Origin of the sequence: Caballeronia eucalypticola (assembly GCF_047608185.1) — a bacterium.
In the GTDB taxonomy this organism is placed as follows: Bacteria; Pseudomonadota; Gammaproteobacteria; order Burkholderiales; family Burkholderiaceae; genus Caballeronia.
In genome coordinates this window covers 30,931-54,811 of the sequence record NZ_JBLKRU010000048.1, presented here as the reverse complement: position 1 = coordinate 54,811, position 23,881 = coordinate 30,931, and the positions used below count along the sequence as shown (strand labels likewise).

General features: G+C 60.7%; 19 protein-coding genes. 12 read left to right on the top strand and 7 right to left on the bottom strand.

Annotation, left to right across the window (positions count from 1 at the left end):
• Positions 1-96 precede the first annotated feature (96 nt).
• Positions 97-2,778: a fimbria/pilus outer membrane usher protein gene (locus ACMX25_RS33895; protein ID WP_414954259.1), complete on the top strand. Its 2,682-nt coding sequence runs from the start codon at positions 97-99 to the stop codon at positions 2,776-2,778.
• Positions 2,779-2,882: 104 nt separating this feature from the next.
• Here the strand turns inward: ACMX25_RS33895 and ACMX25_RS33890 are convergent, their stop codons facing one another.
• Positions 2,883-3,752: a LysR family transcriptional regulator gene (locus ACMX25_RS33890; protein ID WP_414954258.1), complete on the bottom strand. Its 870-nt coding sequence runs from the start codon at positions 3,750-3,752 to the stop codon at positions 2,883-2,885.
• A gap of 284 nt (positions 3,753-4,036) precedes the next feature.
• Here ACMX25_RS33890 and ACMX25_RS33885 point away from each other — a divergent pair, with 284 nt between their 5' ends.
• A complete protein-coding gene (locus tag ACMX25_RS33885) occupies positions 4,037-6,439 on the top strand; it encodes a bifunctional acetate--CoA ligase family protein/GNAT family N-acetyltransferase (RefSeq protein ID WP_414954257.1) in 2,403 nt (800 codons plus the stop codon).
• A 102-nt stretch (positions 6,440-6,541) separates the two neighbouring features.
• Here the strand turns inward: ACMX25_RS33885 and ACMX25_RS33880 are convergent, their stop codons facing one another.
• Both ACMX25_RS33880 and ACMX25_RS33875 read right to left on the bottom strand, forming a co-directional pair.
• A complete protein-coding gene (locus ACMX25_RS33880; protein WP_414954256.1) occupies positions 6,542-7,087 on the bottom strand; it encodes a hypothetical protein in 546 nt (181 codons plus the stop codon).
• Positions 7,088-7,275: 188 nt separating this feature from the next.
• Positions 7,276-8,115, bottom strand: a complete 840-nt coding sequence (locus tag ACMX25_RS33875; protein ID WP_414954255.1) for an IclR family transcriptional regulator — start codon at positions 8,113-8,115, stop codon at positions 7,276-7,278.
• Between the two features lie 203 nt (positions 8,116-8,318).
• On the opposite strand from ACMX25_RS33875, the gene ACMX25_RS33870 reads away from it, so the two are divergent.
• The 5 genes from ACMX25_RS33870 (at position 8,319) to ACMX25_RS33850 (ending at position 13,103) form a co-directional block, all read left to right on the top strand.
• Positions 8,319-8,657: a UxaA family hydrolase gene (locus ACMX25_RS33870; protein WP_414954254.1), complete on the top strand. Its 339-nt coding sequence runs from the start codon at positions 8,319-8,321 to the stop codon at positions 8,655-8,657.
• A gap of 4 nt (positions 8,658-8,661) precedes the next feature.
• Positions 8,662-9,951: a UxaA family hydrolase gene (locus ACMX25_RS33865; RefSeq protein WP_414954253.1), complete on the top strand. Its 1,290-nt coding sequence runs from the start codon at positions 8,662-8,664 to the stop codon at positions 9,949-9,951.
• Between the two features lie 37 nt (positions 9,952-9,988).
• Positions 9,989-11,089: an aldo/keto reductase gene (locus ACMX25_RS33860; RefSeq protein ID WP_414954252.1), complete on the top strand. Its 1,101-nt coding sequence runs from the start codon at positions 9,989-9,991 to the stop codon at positions 11,087-11,089.
• Positions 11,086-11,928 (top strand): amidohydrolase family protein, encoded by an 843-nt coding sequence (locus ACMX25_RS33855; protein WP_414954251.1) that lies wholly within the window; start codon positions 11,086-11,088, stop codon positions 11,926-11,928. The genes ACMX25_RS33860 and ACMX25_RS33855 overlap by 4 nt, the downstream gene beginning before the upstream one ends.
• A 326-nt stretch (positions 11,929-12,254) precedes the next feature.
• Entirely contained in the window at positions 12,255-13,103 is an 849-nt protein-coding gene (locus ACMX25_RS33850) for an ureidoglycolate lyase (RefSeq protein ID WP_089164352.1), read from the top strand.
• Between the two features lie 374 nt (positions 13,104-13,477).
• On the opposite strand, the gene ACMX25_RS33845 is transcribed toward ACMX25_RS33850, so the two are convergent.
• Both ACMX25_RS33845 and ACMX25_RS33840 read right to left on the bottom strand, forming a co-directional pair.
• Positions 13,478-13,921 carry a PaaI family thioesterase gene (locus ACMX25_RS33845; protein ID WP_062085280.1) on the bottom strand — a complete coding sequence of 148 codons (444 nt, stop codon included), beginning with the start codon at positions 13,919-13,921 and terminating at the stop codon, positions 13,478-13,480.
• Between the two features lie 308 nt (positions 13,922-14,229).
• Positions 14,230-15,348: an AGE family epimerase/isomerase gene (locus ACMX25_RS33840; protein ID WP_414954250.1), complete on the bottom strand. Its 1,119-nt coding sequence runs from the start codon at positions 15,346-15,348 to the stop codon at positions 14,230-14,232.
• Between the two features lie 208 nt (positions 15,349-15,556).
• Here ACMX25_RS33840 and ACMX25_RS33835 point away from each other — a divergent pair, with 208 nt between their 5' ends.
• Positions 15,557-16,240 carry an MgtC/SapB family protein gene (locus tag ACMX25_RS33835; protein ID WP_414954249.1) on the top strand — a complete coding sequence of 228 codons (684 nt, stop codon included), beginning with the start codon at positions 15,557-15,559 and terminating at the stop codon, positions 16,238-16,240.
• A gap of 163 nt (positions 16,241-16,403) precedes the next feature.
• Positions 16,404-17,648, top strand: a complete 1,245-nt coding sequence (locus tag ACMX25_RS33830; RefSeq protein ID WP_414954248.1) for a hypothetical protein — start codon at positions 16,404-16,406, stop codon at positions 17,646-17,648.
• A 43-nt stretch (positions 17,649-17,691) separates the two neighbouring features.
• On the opposite strand, the gene ACMX25_RS33825 is transcribed toward ACMX25_RS33830, so the two are convergent.
• Positions 17,692-18,603 carry a LysR family transcriptional regulator gene (locus ACMX25_RS33825; RefSeq protein WP_414954247.1) on the bottom strand — a complete coding sequence of 304 codons (912 nt, stop codon included), beginning with the start codon at positions 18,601-18,603 and terminating at the stop codon, positions 17,692-17,694.
• A gap of 160 nt (positions 18,604-18,763) precedes the next feature.
• Here ACMX25_RS33825 and ACMX25_RS33820 point away from each other — a divergent pair, with 160 nt between their 5' ends.
• Genes ACMX25_RS33820 through ACMX25_RS33810 form a run of 3 tightly spaced genes read left to right on the top strand, consistent with a single transcriptional unit; the run spans position 18,764 to position 22,598 of the window.
• Positions 18,764-19,651 carry an NAD(P)-dependent oxidoreductase gene (locus tag ACMX25_RS33820; RefSeq protein WP_414954246.1) on the top strand — a complete coding sequence of 296 codons (888 nt, stop codon included), beginning with the start codon at positions 18,764-18,766 and terminating at the stop codon, positions 19,649-19,651.
• 36 nt (positions 19,652-19,687) lie between these two features.
• A complete protein-coding gene (locus ACMX25_RS33815; protein WP_414954245.1) occupies positions 19,688-21,199 on the top strand; it encodes an aldehyde dehydrogenase family protein in 1,512 nt (503 codons plus the stop codon).
• Positions 21,200-21,254: 55 nt separating this feature from the next.
• A complete protein-coding gene (locus tag ACMX25_RS33810; RefSeq protein ID WP_414954244.1) occupies positions 21,255-22,598 on the top strand; it encodes a DUF3100 domain-containing protein in 1,344 nt (447 codons plus the stop codon).
• Positions 22,599-22,660: 62 nt separating this feature from the next.
• Here ACMX25_RS33810 and ACMX25_RS33805 read toward each other — a convergent pair whose 3' ends face one another.
• Positions 22,661-23,755 (bottom strand): porin, encoded by a 1,095-nt coding sequence (locus ACMX25_RS33805; protein WP_414954243.1) that lies wholly within the window; start codon positions 23,753-23,755, stop codon positions 22,661-22,663.
• Positions 23,756-23,881: the final 126 nt, after the last annotated feature.

The window sequence follows — 23,881 nt, the reverse complement described above, 5'->3', positions numbered from 1 at the left end:
CCCAACACTCAACACGCGTTTTACCGAGCGGACTGTTCCGAACAGCCCGATGGGTCAACTCGCGTCTGAATTGACCCAATCATCGCAGGCTGAATCATGAAACACGCTGCTCAAACCGCATTCAATGCTCAGTACCCGGTCGCATTCCGGCTGCGCCTGAAGCCGCTTGCCGCGATCGCTTTCTCGATGATGGCGTGCGGTGCAATCTCTCAAGCCGTGGCCGATGTCGCGATTACGCCGCAAACGCAGACCGGCGCCGTCGATGAAGTCAGCTTCGACAACACGTATTTGCGCGGAGACGCGGGCAGTGCAGTCGATACCAGCCGTTTCACGCGCGGCAACGCGGTGACGCCGGGCACGTATCCGGTGGACCTGATCGTGAATGGAGCGCGTCTGGCGCGTGAAGACATCCGCTTTGCTTCGCCTGACGGCAAGCTGGGCTCAAAGCCGTGTTTCAGCCGCGCGCTGTTGCAACGCGCCGGGGTGGATCTGACGAAGGCTGATGCTGCCGCCGGACGTAGCGCTGCAACGGCTGCTGCCCACGCCGAAACCTGCGAAGAAATCGGCACTATCGTGCCGGGCGCGACAGTCGATTTCGACTTCACGCAGCAGACGCTTGAACTGAGCGTGCCGCAGGCGTTCATGAAGAACTCGGCACGTGGCTACGTGCCGCCCGAACAGTGGGACCGGGGCGTCAACGGTGGCTTTATCAGCTACAACGCGAACACGTATCACACGGAAGGTTCGGGCGTGGGCTCGAGCCAAAGCTACCTGGGCTTGAGCGCGGGCGTGAACATTGGCGCGTGGCATCTGCGCCATCAATCGTCGGTGTCAGCGGGCACGGGTCAGAAGACCCAGTTCGACAACATCGCGACCTACGCGCAGCGCGATATCACCAAGCTGGGCTCGCAACTGACCGTGGGCGATGCGAACACGACCGGCGAGATCTTCGACGGCGTGTCGTTTCGCGGCGTGCAACTGGCGACCGACGACCGCATGCTGCCTGAATCGATGCGCGGTTACGCGCCGGTCGTGCGCGGCACGGCGGAAACGAACGCACGCGTGACGATTCGCCAGAACGGCCAGGTGTTGCAGGAAACGAACGTTGCGCCCGGGCCGTTTGAAATCAACGACCTGTATTCGACGGGTTACGGCGGCGACCTCGTCGTCACGGTCACCGAAGCCGATGGCCGCAGCAAGGAGTTCACGGTGCCGTTTGCATCGGTGGCGCAATTGCTGCGTCCGGGTGTCACGCGTTTCAGCGCAACCGCTGGCCAGTTGCGCAACGATTCACTCGATACGAAGCCCGTCTTCGCTCAGTTCACGATTCAGCGGGGTCTCACCAACGCGGTCACCGCGTACGGCGGCGTGGTGGCATCGAGTGGTTATGGTGCGTTGAACGTGGGTGGTGCGTTGAACACGGGAGTCGGTGCCTTCTCGATGGACGTGACGGGTGCGTTCACGAGCGTGCCGAATGCGCAGTCGATGCACGGCACGAGCTTGCGCGTGGGTTACAGCAAGTTCATCGCGGCGACCGACACGAATATATCGGTGGCGGCGTATCGTTTCTCGACGGCGGGCTACATGAACCTGAGCGATGCGGCGACGGTGCGCGATATGGCGGAGCACGGTGGCGATATCAACTCGATTTACCGGCAACGTAACCGCATGCAGGTGTCGGTGAACCAGAAGCTGGGGGATCACGGCACGATGTTCGTGACGGGCTCGTCGCAGAACTACTGGAACCGGGGCGGCAACGACACGCTGTTCCAGGCGGGCTACACCAACGCGTTCAAGTACGGAACGTACAGCTTGACGGCTGGGCGCACGCGCTCGATGGACGGGCAGTTATCGAACGACTTCATGCTGAGCACGACCATTCCGCTGGGTCATAAGGCGCATGCGCCGATGCTGACCACCAACGCCTCGCACACCTCCGACGGCGCGAGCGACATGCAGGCAAATGTGAGTGGTTCGCTGGGTGAAACAAACCAGTTCTCGTACAACGGCTATGGCACGTATAACGCGGGCGGCACGTCGGCGAATAACGGCAACGCGGGGGTGAGCGCGACATATCGTGCGCCTTACGCGACGTTGAATGCATCGGCGAGTGGCGGCGCGGGGACGCGTCAAGTGTCGGCGGGCGTGCAAGGATCCGTGGTGGCGCACCCGGGCGGGGTGACGTTATCGCAGACGGTGGGTGACACGATCGGCATTGTGGAGGCGCCTGATGCGGCGGGTGCAATGGTGACGAGTTCACCGGGAACGAAGGTTGATTCGCGCGGTTACGCGGTGATACCTTACTTGTCGCCGTACAGCATGAACGAGGTGGATCTTGACCCGAAGGGCACGTCCACTGACGTTGAATTTAAATCGACGTCAGCGCAAGTGGCGCCGCACGCGGGTTCTATCGTGATGATGAAGTACGAGACGGTGAGTGGCCGGGCGGCACTGATTCAGGCGCCGAAACTGGGTGGTGGATCGTTACCCTTTGGAGCGAGTGTGGAAGACGAACAAGGCAGGAGCGTTGGCGTGGTCGGTCAGGACAGCAGAATATTTGCACGCGGTCTCGAGGAACAGGGCGCGCTGACGGTGAAATGGGGCAGCGGTCCGGTGGAGCAGTGCCGGATTGCTTATACGCTGCCAAAGAAAGATGCGAAGGCTTATAACCCCGGGTATTTATCGTTGCAGTCGCATTGCGTGTTGGGAAGTGAAATGGCGGCGGGTGGAGAGCGTGGCGTGACCAGCGCTGCGACGCCGGCGACTGTTGCTCGGTAGAGCCCGGTCGCGCTGACGGAAGATAGCGTCGAATTTGACGATGTTCCCGGCTGCGATTTCCCCCCGTACCTCTAGCGTAAGCCGAGACTGCCCAAGACGGCCATTCAAACGGGCAGGGCGGCTTCATGGCGCAGCCAATCGGCGAAAGCGGTCACGGTGCTGGCGTCGCGGTGCGCTTCCGGTATATCCAGCCAGTATCCGAATGGTCCACTGATCTCGACGTCCGACATTCTCACGAGCGCACCCTCGGCCAACTCATCAGCAATCATGTTCAGATCCACAACGGCAAGCCCAACGCCGCGTCGCGCCGCATGGATTGCCTGCTGCAGATTCGAAAATTCAATACCGTTCTCGGCATAACGTGGCGGCAGGCCCGCTTTTGCCAGCCAGTCCGGCCATAGGTTCAAACGCACGTCCTCGTGCAGCACATGAAGCGCGGGCAATCGATCCAGCAAGGTCTCGACCGGCGTTCCTTTAAGCGATGCTGATCCCACCAGCGCGTGCCGCTCTACGATCAGCAGTTCCGACCACCCATGCGCTGCCGCGTCGCGCCCAAAGCGCACGCTGCAATGACACTCGTCGCTTTCCTGCGTGCGAATAGACAGGTCGACGTCCGGCAACTGTTCCGACAATGCGCCTAACCGCGACGAAAACCACTGCGTGGCGAAGGTGGGCGGCAATGACACAATCAAACGCTTGCGCTCGACGGTTCCAGTCAGGTGACGCGTTCCGCGCTCGATCACGTCAAATGCCTCTGTCACCGATGGCATCAGCGACACACCTGCCTGCGTTAAGCGGATTCCTCTGTGGTCGCGCTCGAAAAGCTTCACGCCCAGAGATTCTTCCAGTAGCCTGATCTGACGGCTTACAGCTCCTTGCGTAACGCACAACGCTCGCGCCGCGCGGTTGAAACTCAAATGACGCGCCGTTTCTTCGAAGAAACGCAACGCAATCAATGATGGAAGATGTCGCATAGTGATTCCTGACCGCCCAACCCTCTCGGCTTTTCTTGTGGCCGAGTAAACGTGCCTCCTCCGCGAACCAGAATCGCTCCTGCCCCGCGTTCAACCAAATTACCTTGGTTCCCGGTGCGAGACAATAGCCCGTTCGGCTGACGCTGGGGCAAAACGAATTCTCATATTGAGTCATCAGGAAATATGGGAACCTGTGTTGGCAAAGGCGGGGCATAGGCCATCTGGCTAGTAGTTGCGGTGTTGCGAATCGCCTATGCTGGATAGATCCAATTTACGGAGGCCGCATGACCGTACGCAATCTCGATGCATTGTTCAACCCGAAGTCGATCGCCGTAATCGGGGCGTCGCTGCGTGCGGGCAGCATCGGCGAAATGGTGTGGTCACGGCTGAGCGCCGCCAACTTCGCGGGCCCGGTCTGGCCGGTGAATCCGAAGCATCGTCAGTTGAATGGGGTTGCGGTGTTTGCGGGCATCGGTGACTTGCCGGATGGTCCTACCGTGGCGGTGTTGTGCACGCCACCGCCCACATGGCCGGAGATCGTTGGCCAACTGGGTGAGCGTGGCACGCGGGCGGTGGTCATCATCGGGCAAGCGGGGCAGGCAGGGGAGGCAAGTGAAGGGGAGGCCCGCGACTGGACGCATCGTACGCTTGCGGCTGCGCGGCCATTTTTGCTGCGCGTAGTCGGCCCGGCCAGCGTCGGTGTGACAACGCCGGCAGTGGGCGCGGTGCTTGGGGCGCCGCCGTGCGCCATCGCGGCAGGCGGTGTGGCGTGGGTATCGGCGTCGAACGCGTTGACCAACGGCGTGATGGGCTGGGCGAACGCACGCGGCCTGGGCTTTTCTAGGGTGGTCGCGCTGGGCGACGAGGCCGACGTTGACGTGGGCGACATCCTCGATTTCCTTGCAAGCGACTCACGGACGCGCGCCATCCTGATGGCCATCGAATCGGTGCGAATGGCGCGCAAATTCATGTCGGCGGCGCGAGCGGCGGCGCGCAACAAGCCCGTGCTGGTTTTGCGCACGGGCCATGACGATCCTTTCGATGCGCTTTACAGTGCCGCTTTTCGGCGCGCCGGCCTGGTACGGGTGGACTCACTCGACGACCTGCTCGATGAAATCGAGACTCTCGGCGTCGGCCGTGTGGCCGCAAGCGACCGGGCGACCGTCATCACCAGTGATCGCGGCGTGGCTGCGCTCGCTGCCGACGCCTTTGCCGCGGCCGGAGATGCGCTCGCGCTCTGGCCCGAGGCTGCGCGTGTGTCAGTCGCCGCGGCGCTGCCGCACGCGCGTCTGGGGAACCCGCTGCAACTCGGAGACACCGCCACCGCGGCGGACTTCGGCGCGGCGCTCGCAGCACTGGCGCCGCACCGCGAAACCGGCACGGCATTCGTGGTTCACGCACCAACCCACACCGCGCCTGTCGCGGACGTCGCACGCGCGCTGATCGAGCAGCAAAGCCATGCGTATCGCGGTTTGCTGACCTGTTTTTTCGGCTGCGTGGACCAGGCCACGCGCGACGCATTGCATGCCCACGGAATTCCCGTCCATACCACGCCTCAACGTCTGGCGCGGGGTTTCGCACGGCTGGTGGATTATCGTCAGGGTCGGGAGATGTTGATGCAGACGCCCGACGGGCCGCGTCCTCAAACCCTGGTCGCGCTGGACAGTGCACAGGCTCAGATCATGACCGCGTTGACCGCGGGCGTCGCTGAGCTGGATGGCGAGCGGGCGTCGCGGGTGCTGGCACAGTTTGGCGTTGTTGTGAAGGCGGGGTCGGCGGGGCCGCGCAGCGTCGATGCCATCGAAATCGATGTCCGCTTGCTCAACCATCGCGTGTTCGGACCGGTGTTCGAGTTCAAGGCTATCGGCGCGCTTGGTTTGCCGGACGCAATGCATGAATTTGCACTTCCGCCGCTTAACCCGGTTTTGGCGCGAGACCTCGTGATGCGCTCGCCGAGGGCGCGCGAACTCCCTGCCGAAAATTTGTTGATTGCGTTGACGGCCTTGTCGCAGGCTGTCTGCGAAATCGAGCAGATTGTCGCGCTGCGGTTGACGGCGCGCGTGACCCGTCAGGCGGTCGTGGTGTATGAACCCCATCTGACGCTGGCCGCGCATCGCACGCCGCTCGCCATTCAACCGTATCCGCGGCAACTCGAGGAGACGCTTGACTGGAGCGGCCTGCTTATCACCGTGCGGCCGATCCGTCCCGACGACGAAGCCGCCCACAGCGCTTTCGTCGCTGCGATGACGCCTGACGATCTGCGTCTGCGGTTCTTCAGCTCCGTGCGCAGTTTCGATCACTCGCAACTCGCTCGCATGACGCAGATTGACTATGACCGCGAGATGGCGTTTATCGCTGTCACGGGTGAACACGATGCTATCGAGACATTGGGGGTAGTGCGCGCGGTTGCCGATCCGGATAACGAAACCGCCGAGTTCGCAGTCGCGGTGCGCTCGGATCTGAAGGGCAAGCGGCTGGGAACGATGCTGCTGACTCGGATCATCGCGTATTGCCGGGCGCGTGGAACCCGCTGGCTGGTCGGTGAGGCGTTGCGCGAGAACACCGGCATGATTGGACTCGCGCGCCGTCTGGGATTCGAGATAACCGCCACGGAAGATCCAGGCGTGACCGGTTTCAGGATGCGGCTGGCGGGAGGAGAAGCGGAAGCCAGCGCGGGGTCGTCGTGAAGACTACAGATCCCGTGCAGGTGAAAAACGCGGGCACCCGGTCGCCGTGGTGAGCGGCCAACATGTGCTGCAACATGCTGGCCGCGACCTTCCTTCGTCACCTCAAGCAAGCAGCTTTGCGAGCGCTTCGTCAACCTGTGCACGCGATACAGCCAACTCGTCCAGCCACGCATCGGCGTAAGTGCTGCCAGTTTCGCGCTCCAGTCGCGCGATCGTTGTCGCGCAACGCGTTGCGTCCTTGGGCGTAGCAATAAACGCCTTAACCGACGCGCCCGACGTGAACGCTTCGAACAGCGGAACGCGGATATCGTCGGGCAGGGCGCGAGTGGTCCATTGATACGGCTTGCCGTTGAACGACAATTGCGGCGGCATCACACGTTCTTTTTTCGCTGCTGGAATCAGGCCGAAATTGCGGGCGGCATCGGCGATCTGGTCGGCCGTAAAGAGTTCGTCCGCGCCAATGTCGAACTGCTTGATAAACGTTTCGATGGACTGCATTGCAGCCGCGCGATCGTCGCGCTTTTGCTGCGCACGGGCGACAATATCGCGCAGCTCGTCCGCTTCCTCGCTCGTGATCGTGAAGCTGGACTGCTTTTGCTGAAGTTCGGAGAAGCGCTGAAATTCGGGATCGGAAAGGAGTTTCGCCATTGCCTTGCGTAGAAAAAGACGCGAAACGTCGCGGGGGGCGACGGCTCGCTTTTTGAGAGGGTCGCCATTCTAACGCGTTGCGTCGAACCGGAACCTGTGGAATCCGCGAATCGCGTTTCTGCATAGAAGCGAACGGAGCCTTCCAGCCAGCCCATCACAACGAATCCGCCAGCCTTAAACCACCGGCCCTAAGCTGCGCTCGAATCCCGTATATCCCCTAAATCCGGTGAATCGCCGAACTCTGCATCCGGATCGCGAAACATCGACAGCGCCGCCGCCGCTTCACCAAGCTGCGCGCTGACTTCGTCAAGAGACGGCGCCACGTATTCGTCGATACGCCGGAGATACGGACACGTCAGCGTCGCAATCGCTTGGCCCGACGGCCCGAGCAGCGGAAAACTCACGTCCATCACGCCGAAGGTCTGCTGACTCTCCTTGTGGAGAAAACCATCTGCGCGAATCTGTTTGTATGCGCTTTCCAGCGCGAGCGGATCCAGCTCGGACTCACCCTTGACACGCGTGTGTTCGGTCAGCATGTGTGCGCGTTGTTCCGCGCTTTGGAACGCGAGGATCACGCGGCCCGAACCGGTATCGATTAACCCGACCCGCGCGCCGAGCCGCACCGAAATCCCCCATGTTCCCGGCCCGTCAACCTGGGCGATCACAAGCAAATTGCCCCGATCGTAAGCGGCGAGATGACACGATTGCTCCGCGCGATCCGCAAAACGCTGCATGACGGGCAAGGCTTCCGCGATCAGGCGGTTCATCGGCGGGTGCCGGTGCGCGAGCGCATACAGTTTCAGGCTCAGCGAATAACGGTCGCCCGCGGGCGAGCGCACCACGTACTGTCGCGCGACCAGCCGCTCGAGCATTCGATACATCTCGCTCGCATTGCGCCCCAGCGATTTTGTGATCTCGGCGCGTGTGAGTCCATCCTTTTGCTCAGCGAGCAGCTCGAGGATATCGAGACCTTTATCCAGCGCGGGCGCGCGGTAGCGGTCGGCGTCGGTGGGTTCGTCTGCCTGCATGATGGCCTTCGGTTAGGTCGCTTAAAAGCAAGATGCTAAGGGAAAACACGGACCGCTAAGCGGCGCACTTAGCTTGACTTCAACTTGTCCGCATATGAATAATACGTTCACTGATAAATGATTGTACTGATGCAAACCCGCGGCAATGCCGTTTGTCCGCACGAACGTCATCTCGAATGCCGTCCGTTCTCAAGGAAGTTTCCGTGCAGCAAACTCCTCACAAGCTCACCGACGCCCGGCTCATCCTTCAAAGCCCGCAGGACAATTGCCTGATTGCTGGCGCTCGTCTGCCGGCGGGGGAGCGCGTCGAGATCGAGGGGGAGTTTGTCACGCTGGCGAAGACGATCGACCTTGGGCACAAGGTGGCGCGCCGTGCGTTGCGGACTGACGAAAAAGTGTTGCGGTATGGCGCGATCATTGGCCACGTGACCTCGGACGTTCAGCCCGGCGAACATCTGCACACGCACAATCTCGAGAGCGACTATCTCCCGACCTATACCCACGACGCCGGCCATGCGTTCGTGGATCACCGGGACCGCTAAGCCAATGACAGCCACCATTACACCGCCGCTTCAAGGCTTCCTGCGCGCCGATGGCCGCAAGGGCATCCGCAATGTGATCGCGGTCGCGTATCTCGTCGAATGCGCGCATCACGTGGCGAGGGAAATTGTCACGCAGTTTCGTCCGGCCTTCGACGCCTTCGACGACCCCGCCGCCGAGCAGGAACCGCCTGTGCACCTGATCGGGTTTCCGGGCTGCTATCCGAACGGCTATGCAGAAAAGATGATGGAGCGGCTCACCACGCATCCGAATGTGGGCGCTGTCCTGTTCGTCTCGCTCGGCTGTGAGAGTATGAACAAGCATTATCTGGTCGATGCCGTGCGCGCAAGCGGCCGCCCGGCTGAAGTCCTGACGATCCAGGAAAAGGGCGGGACGCGCAGCACGATCCAGAACGGCATGGACTGGATTCGCGATGTGCGCGCGACGCTCGCGCAGCAACCGAAAGTGCCAATGGGACTCGACGAATTGATCGTCGGCACGATTTGCGGCGGCTCGGACGGCACCAGCGGCATTACGGCGAATCCCGCCGTGGGACGCGCGTTCGATGCGCTGATCGACGCCGGCGCCGCGTGTATTTTCGAGGAAACCGGCGAACTGGTTGGCTGCGAGTTTCACATGGAAAGCCGGGCCGCGCGGCCGGAACTGGGCCGCGAAATTGTCGCGTGCGTGGACAAGGCCGCGCGCTATTACTCCATCATGGGACACGGCTCGTTCGCGGTCGGCAATGCGGATGGCGGTCTTACCACGCAAGAAGAAAAGTCACTCGGGGCGTACGCGAAAAGCGGTGCGTCGCCGATTGTGGGAATCGTTAAGCCAGGTGACATTCCGCCGGTTGGCGGTTTATATCTGCTCGATGTCGTTCCCGATGGCGAACCGCGTTTCGGCTTCCCGAACATCAGCGACAACGCGGAAATCGGCGAACTGATTGCTTGCGGAGCACACGTCATTCTGTTCACGACTGGACGCGGTTCAGTGGTCGGTTCGGCCATTTCGCCCGTGATCAAGGTGTGTGCGAATCCGGCGACGTATCGAAATCTTTCCGGTGACATGGACGTGGACGCGGGCCGCATCCTGGAAGGCCGTGCCACGCTCGACGATGTGGGTCGCGAAGTATTCGATCTCACCGTGAGCGTCGCGGCAGGCGCCGCGTCGAAGTCGGAATCGCTGGGTCATCAGGAGTTCATCCTGACCTACAAGACCTTTGAACCGGTTGGCCCCGCCTGTTTGCCGGCGAGCGCAACGCCGCGGCATGCGGTATCGATTACGTCAATTTGAGCCTGACTCATCCATCCAACGCACCGGATCCAACGCAATGAACCCAATCACCGGAAATCCCGTTGTGAAAAAGCGCAAGGTGGGCAGGACGTCGCTGGAAGTCACGGCGTTGTCGCTAGGCAGTGCACCGCTTGGCGGCCTGTATCACGAACTATCCGAGGCAGACGCGCAGGGGACCGTGGACGCCGCGTGGCAAAGCGGGATTCGTTACTTCGATACCGCTCCGCACTACGGCCATACGAAAGCTGAACACCGGATAGGCGATGCGTTGCGCCGATATCCGCGCGAAGACTACGTGCTGTCGACCAAGGTTGGCCGCCGTTTTGTCCCGCGCACCACGCCTTACGACGGCAGCGAAGGCTGGTCGGACCCGCTACCGTTTCAGGCGATCTACGACTACACCTACGACGGCATTCTTCGTTCGTTCGAAGACAGCCAGCAACGCATGGGTATTGTCGATATCGATATCGTGCTGATTCACGACATTGGCCGCGTCACGCACGGCGAGAATAATCCGCGCTACTGGCGCCAGCTCACAGACGAAGGTGGATTCCGTGCGCTCGATGAACTGCGTACATCGCGGGGCGTAAAAGCGGTTGGGCTCGGTGTGAACGAGGGCGCCGCTATCCTGGAAGCGATGGCGGAATTCGATATCGATTGCGCGTTGCTGGCGGGACGCTACACGTTGTTGGAGCAGGCGGTACTCGACGACCTGCTGCCGGAATGCGAAAAACGCGGTGTCGGTATTCTGCTGGGCGGAGCGTTCAATTCGGGCATTCTCGCGCGAGGATTGACGTCCGATACAGCGCAGAAGGCGGCGAATCAGAAGTTCAACTACGGCGATGCGCCGCCATCGATTGTCGAACGCGTCGACGCGTTGGAGCAGATCTGCCGTGCGCATGGTGTCGCCTTGTCGAGCGCGGCCCTCCAATTTCCTTATGCGCATAAAGTTGTGGCCACGGTCCTGATGGGCGCACGAAATCCGGCGGAGGTGCGCTTGAATGCAGCTTCGTTCGCTGATCCGCTGCCCGACGCGTTGTGGGATGCGTTGCGCGCGGCCGGTTTGTTGCATCGTGACGCGCCGGTGCCGCACATTGATCGCGCCAACGTCAATCACTCTGACGAAGGCAAACCATGAACGCTGAACGGATCGATGCGCATCAGCACTTCTGGGACCCATCGCGTGGTGACTATGGCTGGTTGACGCCAGAGTTGCAGACCTTGTACCGCGTCTTCGGTCCCGCTGATCTGAAGCCGCTTCGCGAAGCCGTTCAGATTGCGCGCACGGTGGTGGTCCAGGCGGCGCCGACTGTCGATGAAACGCGTTATCTACTCGATCTTGCTCGCGACGACGACTCTATCGCCGGCATAGTTGGCTGGGTTCCGCTCGATGCGACGAATAGTGTCGAGTTGATCAACGAGTTGGCGCGCGAATCCAAACTGAAGGGCGTACGCCCGATGCTGCAGGATCTGCCCGACGATCGCTGGATCGAAAATCCCGCACTCGCTCCGGCAATTCACGCGTTGATCAAAAACAATCTCGTCTTCGATGCATTGATATTTTCGCGTCATGTGCCTTCATTGAAGGTGTTTGCGGCGCGCTTTCCTGAGCTGCGAATCGTCGTTGATCATGGTGCGAAGCCGCAAATCAGGGATGGTCGCGCGGCGTGGCAAAACTGGGCGGACGGCATAGCTGAATTAGCCGCGCTGCCACAGCGGCTGCTTTGCAAACTATCGGGTCTGGCGACGGAAGCCGCGCCCGGTTGGACGGCGCCAACCCTCAAGCCTTATGTCGATCATCTGCTCGACTGTTTTGGGCCTGAGCGGTTGATGTGGGGCAGCGACTGGCCGGTGCTGAATCTGAACGGTGACTATCCACAATGGTTTGACGCAGCGCGGCAATTGACGGCGCACCTCGATGCATCCGCGCAGCAGGCAATCTTCGGCGATACCGCGCGAGAGTTTTACCGGTTGTAGAAGTGTAGAAAACCGCATGAAGAATGACTGCGATATACCCTGAATTTCCCGACTGCAATTGCAACGAAAGCAAAGAATGGTAAAAAGATTGGCAACGCAATTATCCGGCATGCCGTGAGGCTTGCAACGCTAAGCGAAGCCCGAAAGCGGGATCACGACGCATCGACGCATCGTCGTTCACGACCGGCCCGGCCTGAAGCACCGGACCGAAAATTCGATCGCAAGCGATCGAACGTATGCTCGAGCGATCTCGCCTGAAAAGACGGCCGCTCAAACCGAACATCTCGAAACCGAAGCAAAACCTGAAAACTGAAGGATCACTCACGATGAAACTGCTGCGCTATGGGCCGAAGGGTCAGGAAAAACCGGGTTTGCTGGATCAGAACGGCAAGATTCGCGATTTGTCGAAAGTCGTCGACGACATCGCTGGCGCGGCGCTTTCCGACGCCACGCTGGCCAAGTTGCGCGCGCTCGATCCGGCTTCGCTGCCTGAAGTGCCGGGCGAGCCGCGCATTGGCCCGTGCGTGGGAGCCGTGGGCAAGTTTGTCTGTATCGGACTGAATTACGCTGACCACGCGGCCGAATCGAACCTGCCCGTTCCGACGGAACCCGTGCTTTTCGGTAAGTGGACGAGCGCCATTTGCGGTCCGAACGACGACGTCGAAATCCCGCGCAACTCGAAGAAAACGGATTGGGAAGTTGAACTCGGCGTTGTTATCGGCAAGGAAGCGAAATATGTCAGCGAGGCGGACGCGCTGGATTATGTCGCCGGCTATTGCGTGATCAACGACGTGTCCGAACGCGAATGGCAACTTGAGCACGGCACGCAATGGGACAAGGGCAAGGGTTTCGATACCTTCGGTCCGATCGGCCCGTGGCTGGTCACGAAAGACGAAATCGCCGATCCGCAGCAACTCGATATGTGGCTCGAAGTAGACGGACATCGTTATCAGAACGGCAGCACGAAGACGATGGTGTTCGGCGTGGCCGCGCTGGTGTCGTATTTGTCGAAGGTGATGAGCCTGCAACCCGGCGATGTCATTTCCACCGGCACGCCGCCGGGTGTAGGCATGGGCGTCAAGCCTTCCGCGGTTTACCTGAAGGCTGGACAGACCATGCGACTCGGCATCCAGGGTCTGGGCGAGCAACAGCAACGCACGGTCGACGCGAAGTAAGCCGTTTGAAGCAAGCCGCTTGTTGCGCCGCAACCCGGCGACGGTAAGCTAAAAAATAAGGTCGTTCCAACGTCAGTTGGAGCGACCTTTTTACAGCAGCTTCAAGACAGTTGGACTGCCGGAAAGTGTCAACTCTGTCCCCGGTCCAAACGCTCCAACTGGAAAGTTGGATTCGCCGCGGTCAGTCGAACCGCCAACGGATCAAAGAACGTGGCAGCGTAGTCCCAAAAATGCGAATGTTCTCACCGCGTTAACCTTTAAGCGCATAAAGCCGGCTCCCAGCACTACCGCCGTAAAACCAAAAAACCATCGCATCGGCGAACGCATGAAAAGTCCGGCAAACCAAGTCCGGCAAGCAAACACATCCATCCCACTCATTCGTTAAACACCGGCTCCAGTTCCGCAGCCATTTCGCTGATCCGATGAATCGTTCCTTGCGCGACTGCCACGAGCCTTTCGGCGCCGCCATCGGTGACATACACATCGCATTGGCAAGTTGCCTGCGTCATGCCGGCATAGACCACGCGCGCACGCGCCATCAACGTACCGGAGACCGCCGGTCGCAAATAATTGATCTTGTATTCTCCCGTGACCACTTTCGGTCCCAGGCGCAATGCGCCGGCGAAGGTCAGCGCGTTATCGACGAGATAACTCACTACGCCACCGTGCACAAAACCGTGTTGTTGCCTGAGTTCGTCCCGGATAGTCAGACACAGCGTGAGACTCGAGGAGTCGACTTGCATGAGCTTCGTACCCAGCAAGGCGCTAAACGGCTGCGCATTCAATGCGCCCCGTGCGATATCGACAATTTCGGCCATTCGGACACTCCTACACTTGGTTTCGGTCCAGTCAGCGTGAGTCCCACAATCCGCACCGGGGCAGGAGCCTTCGTCGCGGTCCTGCACAAGACTGTAGGTAGCGTATGGTCACTCCGCAAGGACGATCTCAAAATCGCGGACAAATTACCGGGTTTGCGCGGACTTTCTTCGTGATTTGAAACGAAAAGGCGCAAAGCGTTCATCATCGCGCCGATTTCTCCAGCCGCAATAAAAAACGCCTCGCGGCGAGGCGAGGCGTTAGATGCGACGAGAGCGATTGCCTTAAGACGCCATGCGTCAGATCAACGTCAGGGCAGCGCGGCGTACGCAGTGGCCAAGTGATAAGGCGTTGTCGACGGCAACTCCGGGCGCATGACAACACCTTCCGCCGACTGACTTTCAATCCACCCTTGCGGACGAATAAAGCGTCCGGAAAACCGCGCGATCTGCGCCGGCAGTTGGGCGCGCACCGACTCATCCGAATGCGTTGCGAGCGCCCGTAGGTATTCGGTCTGAGCCCAGATGCGCTGCGTCGAATCGATCACGCCGCCCTGTTCGTTCAGCGACGCCGCGACGCCGCCGGTCAGCGGATCGACTCCGTGCTGTTGCACGAAATCGAATCCGCGCACGAGCGCCTGATTCAGGCCGGCTGCATCGAACGCCGGGTGGCGGCTCGCTTCGGCGAGAAACAGCCACTCGAACTGGTGTCCGGGTTCCAGCCAGTTATTGGCGCTGCCGATCGTCAATTCAGCGATACAGCCCGTTTCCTCGTGCACGAAAGCCTGCGCGAACGCGGCAGCCAGCTTTTTCAGCCGCCGATCGAAGATAGCGTCCCGGGTCGCTTCGCGCGCGGCGAGCCACGCCTCGGTCAGATGCATCAGCGGGTTTTGCAGCGGCGGCCCGAGCACGGTAGAAAAATCTTCCGCCATCGCCGAACTGAACAAGTCGCTCCCGCTGATTGCCATCTGCCGTTCAATGACCACCGATGTCTCTTCGAGCACCGCCAGCGCTTCTTGCGCGGCGGCCGAACCGGCTCGTTTCGCATATTCCGCGCACGCAAAAATCACGAACGCATGCGTATAAAGGTCCTTGTGGCGCTCGTGCGGCGCGCCGTTTGCGTCGACGCTATAGAACCAACCGCCGTTTTTCGTGTCCTGAAAATAGGTCCGAAGCGAAGCGAACAGCGTATCCGCGTGATCGATATCGCCGGCTTGCGAGAACACGAATAGCTGCCGCGCGCAGGCCATGGCGCGATATCGCTGTGGTGGCAAGGATGTGCGGCCATTCTCGGCCACCGCCTCGAATGCCAGCCGCAGCGCTGTATTGAAGCCCGGGCCGCGCCAGATTGGCAGCACAACGTGGGTATAGTGCGCACGAAGGGAGGCGGCGGTCGGGGGCGTTGCGGCGGTCTGATCTAGGTCGTGCATACGGTTTTATCGATGTGAGTTGCGCGCGGCGGCGTGCGTGAAATGTGCAGGCGCGCCGCCCGATGCGGGGCACCAAGGATAAATCAAAACGCCCGCGCTTCGGCACAACGGTGATTTGTCTGCACTGAAAAGGCCGGCGGCCGGGGCTTGTGCGCGAACTCCGCGCCATCATCCCATCACACAACACCTATAAGGAGCAAATCCACTCATGTTAAGCAATGTAGAACTCATTTCCCGGCTGGTCCTGGCCGCGGCGCTCGGCAGCGTGATCGGATTCGAGCGCGAACGGCTGTCATGGGCTGCCGGGCTGCGCACGCACATGCTTGTCTGTGTCGGCTCGACGCTGATCATGATGGTCTCGGCATTCGGTTTCTTCGATGTCCTCACCCGCGAGCACGTCGTGCTCGATCCGTCGCGGATCGCGGCGCAGGTCGTGTCGGGAATCGGCTTTCTCGGTGCAGGCTCAATCTTGCTGCGCGGCGAGATTGTCCGTGGCCTCACGACGGCGGCGAGCCTCTGGTCCGTCGCCGCGATCGGGCTTGCGGTCGGCGGCGGCATGTACACGGCGTCGATCGCTGCAACGGTCATCATCCTCATCATCCTTGCCGGGATCAAGCCGTTGGAACGGCGTTTTATTTCCGTGAAGCAGCGGCGCCAGTTGACCTTGCTCGTCGATCGGGGGACGTTGAATTTTCATGCGTTGCACGAGGCGCTGGGCGTCGGCAGCGTGCGCGTGAAGCAATTCGTCGTGCAGCAAAGCGATGATTCCCCCGAACTCGATGTCGTGCAAATCGAGCTTTCGCGGATATCGTCGACTGAATACGAGGCAATCTGCACACGGCTGCGCGCGCTGGAAACCGTGCGGGAATTCAAGGAAGAAGGCTCCGCTTGAAACCGGACGAGGCCGTGGCCCGGGTGTGCAAGCGTGCGACAATGCGGCCTCGAAAACCCATGCAGCCGCTTTTTTCTGTTGCGAAGCGTCGAGCCGGACCGCTTCATCGGGCGTGTTTTTAGCCGCCCGGGTCGCGTCTTGCCCCGCTGTCAATCATCGACTTATGCCAGATTCCGCCGTCAATCCCGCTCTACAAGTTGCTGATACCGCTGGTTCCAATTCCAGTTCCACGTCTCAATCTACGTCCGCTGGCCGTCCGGCTGAATCGGATGCCGATGCCAAGCTCGCCCGCGCCGCGCGCTCGGCGCAGCGTCTCGCCTTGCTCAGCCGGGCGCCCTACGGCGCGCCCACGCTCGATCTGTTCGCCGAAGATGCCGAGCGCGCCACGCTCCAGGCGATGAATACCGATATTCGTCAATCGACGTTGCCCGGCTTCGAGTTGCCCGAGGTGTTCATGGCGGCCGTGCCGGGCGAGGACGGATCGTCCGGGGCTGGCCGGGCTTGGCGTAGCGGGGTGGTATCGGCGGATGGGGCGGCCGCGCAAACGGACGGCCAGACAGCCGACGCTGCATCGCTGGATTTGATGTTCGACGATGTTCTCGCCCCTCACGAGGTGGTTGCCGGGCCGGTGCAGCCAGATGCGCGGGACGACGGTGCGCAGGGCGCAACGATCGCGGCGGCATCGGTGGAAGAGAAAGAGAGTGGGCAGGTGGCAAGCAGGCGCGCGTCGGCGGCGCGGGGAAGGGGCGCTGCCCGGAATGTGTCGATGACTGAACCGTCACCGTCCGCGGCGATCTCAGAAGCTGAGACCGTGGAACGTAAAGATGCCGTCACCTCGCCAGACGCATTGGACGCATCGACCGCGGCGAGCACACAGAAAGCCGCCGCACGCGCTGCAGCAACCTCCCGTCGCAGCCAGCCGCAATCCCTGGCGGCGGCATTGATCGACGATGACCACCGGACGCGCACGAGCGTTCCACATGATTCTCAAACGCCTTCGCGCAAAGCGTCGTCGGAACTCGATACCGCCCGCGCAACCGCCTACGCTGACACTATCGATGCGTTGTATGCCGTGATCGCCGACCAGCGCGGTGCGGCGGCGGCCCTGTCGCGACGGGTCAAAACCGTCTTGCTGATCGTGATTTGCGTGTTGATCGTGACTGTCGCGACGGGCGTGGCGCAGAACATCGCGCTGCTTCGCCTGACGCGCGAAAACACGGCGCAGCAACAGCGCATTGAGCAATTGATGCTGACTCAGCAAACCACGCTAGCCTCTTTCTTCGATACCGATTCCTCGATCGTCGAGGTTCCGAACCGGGGCAATGCGAACGCAGCGGCTGCCAGCAAAAATCCGGACGCCGGGCCGCTTGGCCGCGCCGCGAAGCGAGCTCAAGGCAAACCGCATTGACATGGGAATTCGCGCACCTGAAGCCGCCACGCGCTTACCCAAACTATCGAAACGCCTGCATCTGCGCCGACATCAACTGCAGCATCTTGTTCGACGCCACCGACAATTTTCGCCCTACACGCGTAACAAGATGCGCCTCGGCTTTCATCAGGATCGGATGATCGATCTCGATGGCGAGCAGCATGCCCGCCTCCACTTCCGTTGTCACGGCGAACGCGGGTAGCACGACCACGCCGAGGCCCGACATGGCGAACTGCTTGAGCAGGCCGATCGAATTGGTTGCGACAACCGGTTCCAGCCGGATCTTCTCCGCGAACTCCACTGCCTGAAGCATCTGGCGAGTCCCATAGGTGGGGTGGGTCGCCGCAATCGGATACGTAGCCAACTCTTCCACGCTCATGGATTTCGTCTTGCTCCCACGAACGAAGTTTGGCTTGACGATCGCCATCATCGGTTGCCGTTTGATCGCGCGAGAAACGATCTTCGGATCGCTCGGCGGGTTGTAGACCAGCCCGATTTCACCTTCATCTTCGGAGACTCGCCGAATGACATCGTTCGTACTGCCGAGGTCCAGATTGAGCTTGATGCCGGGATACTGCCTGCAGAAATGCTGAATGGGTCCGGCCAGGATATCTGACACAAAACCTTCCCCAAGAATTACGTTGACGCTCCCGGTTCGCAGCCCGCGCAGTTCCTGCAGCCGCGATATCAGGTCGTCTTTATGCGCGAGTTGTTCACGGAAATATTCGATCAGGTACAGGCCGGCTTCTGTCGGCTTGACACCGCGCGCGTGCCGCTCGATCAGCGCGACGTCGAGTTCGGTTTCGAGCAAGCCGATCTGGCGGCTAACCGCGGACGGCGCGACGTCGAGCCAGTCGGCGGCTGCGCGGATGGTCCCGCAACGCACGGCTTCGAAAAAATAGACGATTCTGCTTTCAGTCAGGTTGTCGGCCATTACACAGTACCCAAAGGTTTCCAGGTGTTCCGAGCGTTCTAATAATTAGAACATTCTCAATATTGGCGCTGATTGATTATAGGGGCTCTCGCGCCGAAGATGACATCTCCATAACACGCTCGTTGACCCGGAGAACCGCTCTGACCGGTCGACGGCGTATTTGCTACGGAGTGGATTCATGAAGACGGTTGGGGTCATCGGACTCGGAAACATGGGGCGCGGAATGGCCCTTTCGCTCAAGCGCGGCGGCTACACCGTGCTTGGTTTCGACGCGGCGCCCGGCGTCGCCGCCAAGCTCGCGGCAGAAGGCGTGTCCGAGCGCGCTTCCATTGCCGACATCACGCGCGATTCGGACGTCCTCATTCTTTCGCTGCCTACATCGGCGATTGTGGAAGAGGTAATCCTGGGACCTGCCGGCGTAGCGGCAAGCGCCAAGCCCGGCCTCATCGTGGTCGATACCACCACGGCCGAGCCCAACAGCACCCGCAAGGTGGCGGCGGCGCTGGCTGAAGTGAAGGTGGGATTTGTCGATGGCCCCGTCAGCGGCGGTCCGAAGGGCGCGGCGACCGCGACCATGACCATGGTGCTGGGCGGTTCCGACGATGACGTCGCGGCCGTCGAGCCGATGCTCGCGGTCATGAGCGCCAAGCGGGTACATGTGGGTCCCGTCGGCGCGGGACACGTCACGAAGATCATCAACAACCTGCTGACCGGCGTGCATCTGCTTGCGACGAGCGAAGCGGTCCGCGCGGCGAAAGCGGCCGGTGTCGATCCCGAGAAACTGGTCGAAGCGCTCAACGGCGGCTCCGGACGCAACAGCGCGACGCTCACGAATTACCCCACGTGGATCTTCACCGACAAGTTCGATTCCGGTTTCACGATGAAGCTGATGCGCAAGGACGTTCGCCTCGCGATGGACTTGCTGCGCAGCCAGGACATCGATGCACCCATTGCTGAAGAAGCCGGGCGCTTGTGGGCGGAAAGCGCTCAGTCGATCGGCGATGCGGAAGACTTCAATCGTATCGTTCAATTCATCGAACAGAAGTAACGCGGTTAGCAGAATATCTTGTACATGGAGCCAGATATGGAAAACAACGCGGCAGAAAATCTGTTGGCTGCCTTCGCGCATTTCTTCCCTAACGCCAGGACGATTGGTTCGTTTGTCGGCGGCGAGTTGATCGAAGGCACGGGCGAGCTTATTCAGTTGTACGACGCAGCGACGGGCAAGCCGAGCCTCGCGTACAAGGATGGCGGCGCGGCGGTGGTTGAACTCGCCGCCGACGCAGCGCAACGCGCCCAGAAACAATGGTGGGCATTGACCCATGCCGCGCGCGGACGCGTGATGTTCGAGATCGCGCGCGAACTGCGCAAGGACGCGGAGAGCATTGCGCGCCTCGAGTCGCTTGGTTCGGGCAAGCCGATTCGCGACTGCCGCGGTGAAGTGGCGAAAGTCGCCGAGATGTTCGAGTACTACGGCGGCTGGGCGGACAAGTTTTACGGCGATGTCATTCCCGTGCCGACCTCGCATCTGAACTACACGCGTCGCGAACCGGCTGGAACGGTCCTGCAAATCACGCCCTGGAACGCTCCGGTCTTCACGTGTGGATGGCAGGTCGCACCCGCCATTTCGATGGGCAATGCCGTCTTGCTGAAGCCATCGGAACTGACGCCGTTCACATCATTAGTGGTGGGATTGCTTGCCGAAAAAGCGGGTGCGCCGAAGGGTCTCATCAACGTGCTTGCCGGCCTTGGCCAGACCGTTGCGCAAGCGGCCATCGCGCATAAGGTTGTGAAGAAGGTGGTGTTCGTCGGCTCTCCTGCAACCGGCGTGCGCATTGCAGAAGCCGCCGCGAAACGCGTGCTGCCGTGCGTGCTGGAACTCGGTGGCAAGTCCGCCAACATCATCTTCGCCGATGCCGATCTCAAGCGTGCCGCACTGACCGCCCAGGCCGCGATTTTTGCCGGCGCGGGTCAGAGTTGCGTAGCGGGTTCGCGCCTGCTCGTGCAGCGTTCGATCTACGACGAGTTCGTCGGCATGATTGCGACGGGCGCCAAGAAGATCAAGGTGGGCGCGCCGCTTGATGACGCAACCGAAGTTGGGCCGATCAACAATCGCACGCAGTACGACCACATCATGAAGATGATCGCGAGCGGTGTTCAGGCGGGCGCCACGCTTGCGGCTGGATCGGTTGAGCGCGCCTCGGAGGGCTACTTCGTTTCGCCCACTGTGTTGTCGAACGTGACGAACGAGATGGACGTAGCGCGGACTGAAATCTTCGGTCCGGTAGTCGCTGCAATTCCCTTCGATACCGAGGAAGAAGCCCTTAACATCGCAAATGACACCAAGTTCGGTTTGGCCGGTGCAGTGTGGACGAACGACGTGGGCCGTGCTCATCGAGTAGCAGGGCAGGTCAACGCGGGAACATTCTGGGTCAATGGCTACAAGACCATTAACGTGGCGTCTCCGTTCGGCGGTTATGGCTTGAGCGGGTATGGGCGTTCCAGCGGTGTTGAAGCGTTGTACGAATACACGCAGACCAAGAGTGTCTGGGTGGAAACCGCCAGAGAGCCGGCCACGACGTTCGGCTATTTATAAAGCAAGGTGTCGTCTCGCCGCTAATCAAACGCGAGAGGGCAATCGGGAGAGAGCAATGGAAAATACGTTGGCCGCGCAGCAATCGGGTAGTGATGGATTAAGGGGCGCAAAGCTGTTTTTATACGCGGCAATCATCTTGCTCATTGCCGAGTTTATCGGCTCGTTCACGTTCAAGGTCGGGCCGGGGAAAGTCGTTCTGCTGCCGATGATCTGGGCGTTGCTGCTGGGCGGCGCGCTCGGATTGGCAAGTGAACGGTGGAAAAGCTCTGCGCGGCTCGACGTGAAGACTCAGTTCTTGGCCGCCGCCATCTTGCAGCCCGCGCTGTTGCTCTTCGTCGCCAAGCTTGGACTGATGGTCGGCGGCGCGTTGCCCAAGCTTGCCGCTGCCGGCTGGGCACTGGCGTTTCAGGAACTGGGGCATTTTGTCGGCACGATTCTGCTCGGACTTCCGCTTGCGTTGCTGCTCGGCATAAAGCGCGAGGCAATCGGCGCGACGTTCTCGGTTGGCCGTGAGCCGAGCCTTGCGATCATCGGCGAGAAGTACGGCATGGACTCTCCCGAAGGACGTGGCGTGCTGGCCGAGTATTTGACCGGCACCGTTTTTGGCGCAGTGTTTATCGCGATACTGGCGGGCTTCGTCGCGAGCCTGAACATTTTTCATCCTCTCGCGCTCGCGATGGGTTCAGGCGTGGGCTCAGGCAGCATGATGGCCGCTGCTTCCGGTGCAATCGCCGCGCAACAAACGCCGGAAATGGCGAAGACGGTCCTCACATTTGCTGCGGCGAGCAATCTGATCACGACGACGATCGGCACGTATTTCACGCTGTTTATTTCGTTGCCGATGGCCGTGTGGGGATATCGCCTGCTCGAGCCGTTGATCGGCCGGACGAGCAAGGCATCGGATGCATCGGGGGCGATTGAAAAGTCCCGTCCGCAACTCGGCGATGTTGAAACAGCCGCGCCTCAATTGGGTTATCGCGGCAAGCTGCTGGCGTGGGGCGTCACTGCCGTGTTCGCATTGGGCTGTGACTGGATCGCTCACGGCACGACGCCGTTCATGGGCCTTCCGGGCATGCTGATCATGGTGCTGGCAACGATTGTCGGTGACGCCGTCTACACTGTGACCGGGCGCAAGATTCCAGCGGTCTGCTGGGTGTCGATTGTCGCCATGTTCATGACGTCGCCGCTGTGTCCGTGGGCATCGCAGATATCGGCGTATAGCGCGCAAAACGATTTCCTCGGCATTACCACGCCTATGCTTACGTTCGCGGGCTTGTCCATCGCTAAGGACATTCCGGCATTTCGCCGGCTGGGGTGGCGGATCGTGCTGGTGTCGTTCGTGGCGAATGCCGGGACGTTTCTTGGCGCTACGCTCGTGGCTCAGATTTTCCACGTGTAGGACCGGAACGGTTCGATAGCACCGGCGTCCTCGAGCCGGCGTTTCTGCGCGCTGTGCCCAGACTAGAATTTTTGAGTCATGCCGATACGCAAACCCAGCTGGTTTCCGCGATCGGGCGTGCCTTGCGCATTGGAGGCAAAAGCGGTCGCCCCTAAATCGGGGGCGCCCACCATGACCCGAGAAAAACCGCTCAGACCGGTGGTTCTGGTGTATCCCGCCAGCGCGTACACACCCGTGCGTTTCGAGAGCGCATAGAATCCAGACAGGTTGAACTGAAAGGCGTTGCCGGTCAGGTCATTGTCGAGCCGGGTGTATGCACCGCCAGTGTAAAAACTGGCCGCGGGCGTCGCCTGATAATCGAGCCCGACCTCAAACGTGCGCACGACCTGATTCGGCCGCGCTGCGCAGGTTGAAAAACAAAGCGTATTTGCTGCCGTACCTCGTGTATCTGTATAGGCCAGATGCACCGCCGCAGGGCCGAAAACATATTGTCCGTCCACGACGGCGACTCCGGTCAGGCGGTTGCCATTGGTATCATTGATGCGTAGATAAGTCGCGCCCAAACCGAGCGGACCTTGGCTATAGTTGCCGCCGCCGTTGAGTATGCGCATGGCTGCGTCATTGCCCGCGATTCCACCGAAACCGTATTGACCGGCGAAGGTAAATCCGTTCAGTTTCGGGGTCTGGTATTTGATGGCGTTATTGACGCGATCGGCCAGGCGGTCCACCCAATGGGAAAGTCCTGTGTAGTCGTTGGCACGCGAGGCTACATTCGCATGGTACGGAGCAAGATCTGCATCAAGCGTATATTGACGTCCAATGGTTAGGATGCCAAACTGGTTTTGTAAGCCAACGAAGATCTGCCGGCCGAAAAGCAAGCCACCCTGCGTGCTGGCGCCGTTGTTCAGAGCAAAGCCACTCTCGGCAGTAAATAGAGCTTTGAGGCCTCCACCCAGATCCTCACCTCCCCGTATACCCCATCGATTGCCGTAGAGCGTGCCTGAATCAACCCGTACTACGCCACTATTCCTGGCACCGGAATGAGTGGCATAGTCCACGCCGATATCCAAAGTTCCATATAACTGGACGCTCGATTGCGCTTGGCCTGTGCCCGGAATCAGAGCGATGGCCATGCCTATCGTCAAGATATTCTTCACTTTCTATGTCCTGCGTGCAGAGGGAAATGACGGCCCCTTTCAATAAGCCGTACTGCTGGCGGTGATTCAGCGCTATTGCCTCGAATCTATGCGGGGAGGCGCCTCGACAAATATCGGCGCCATGCT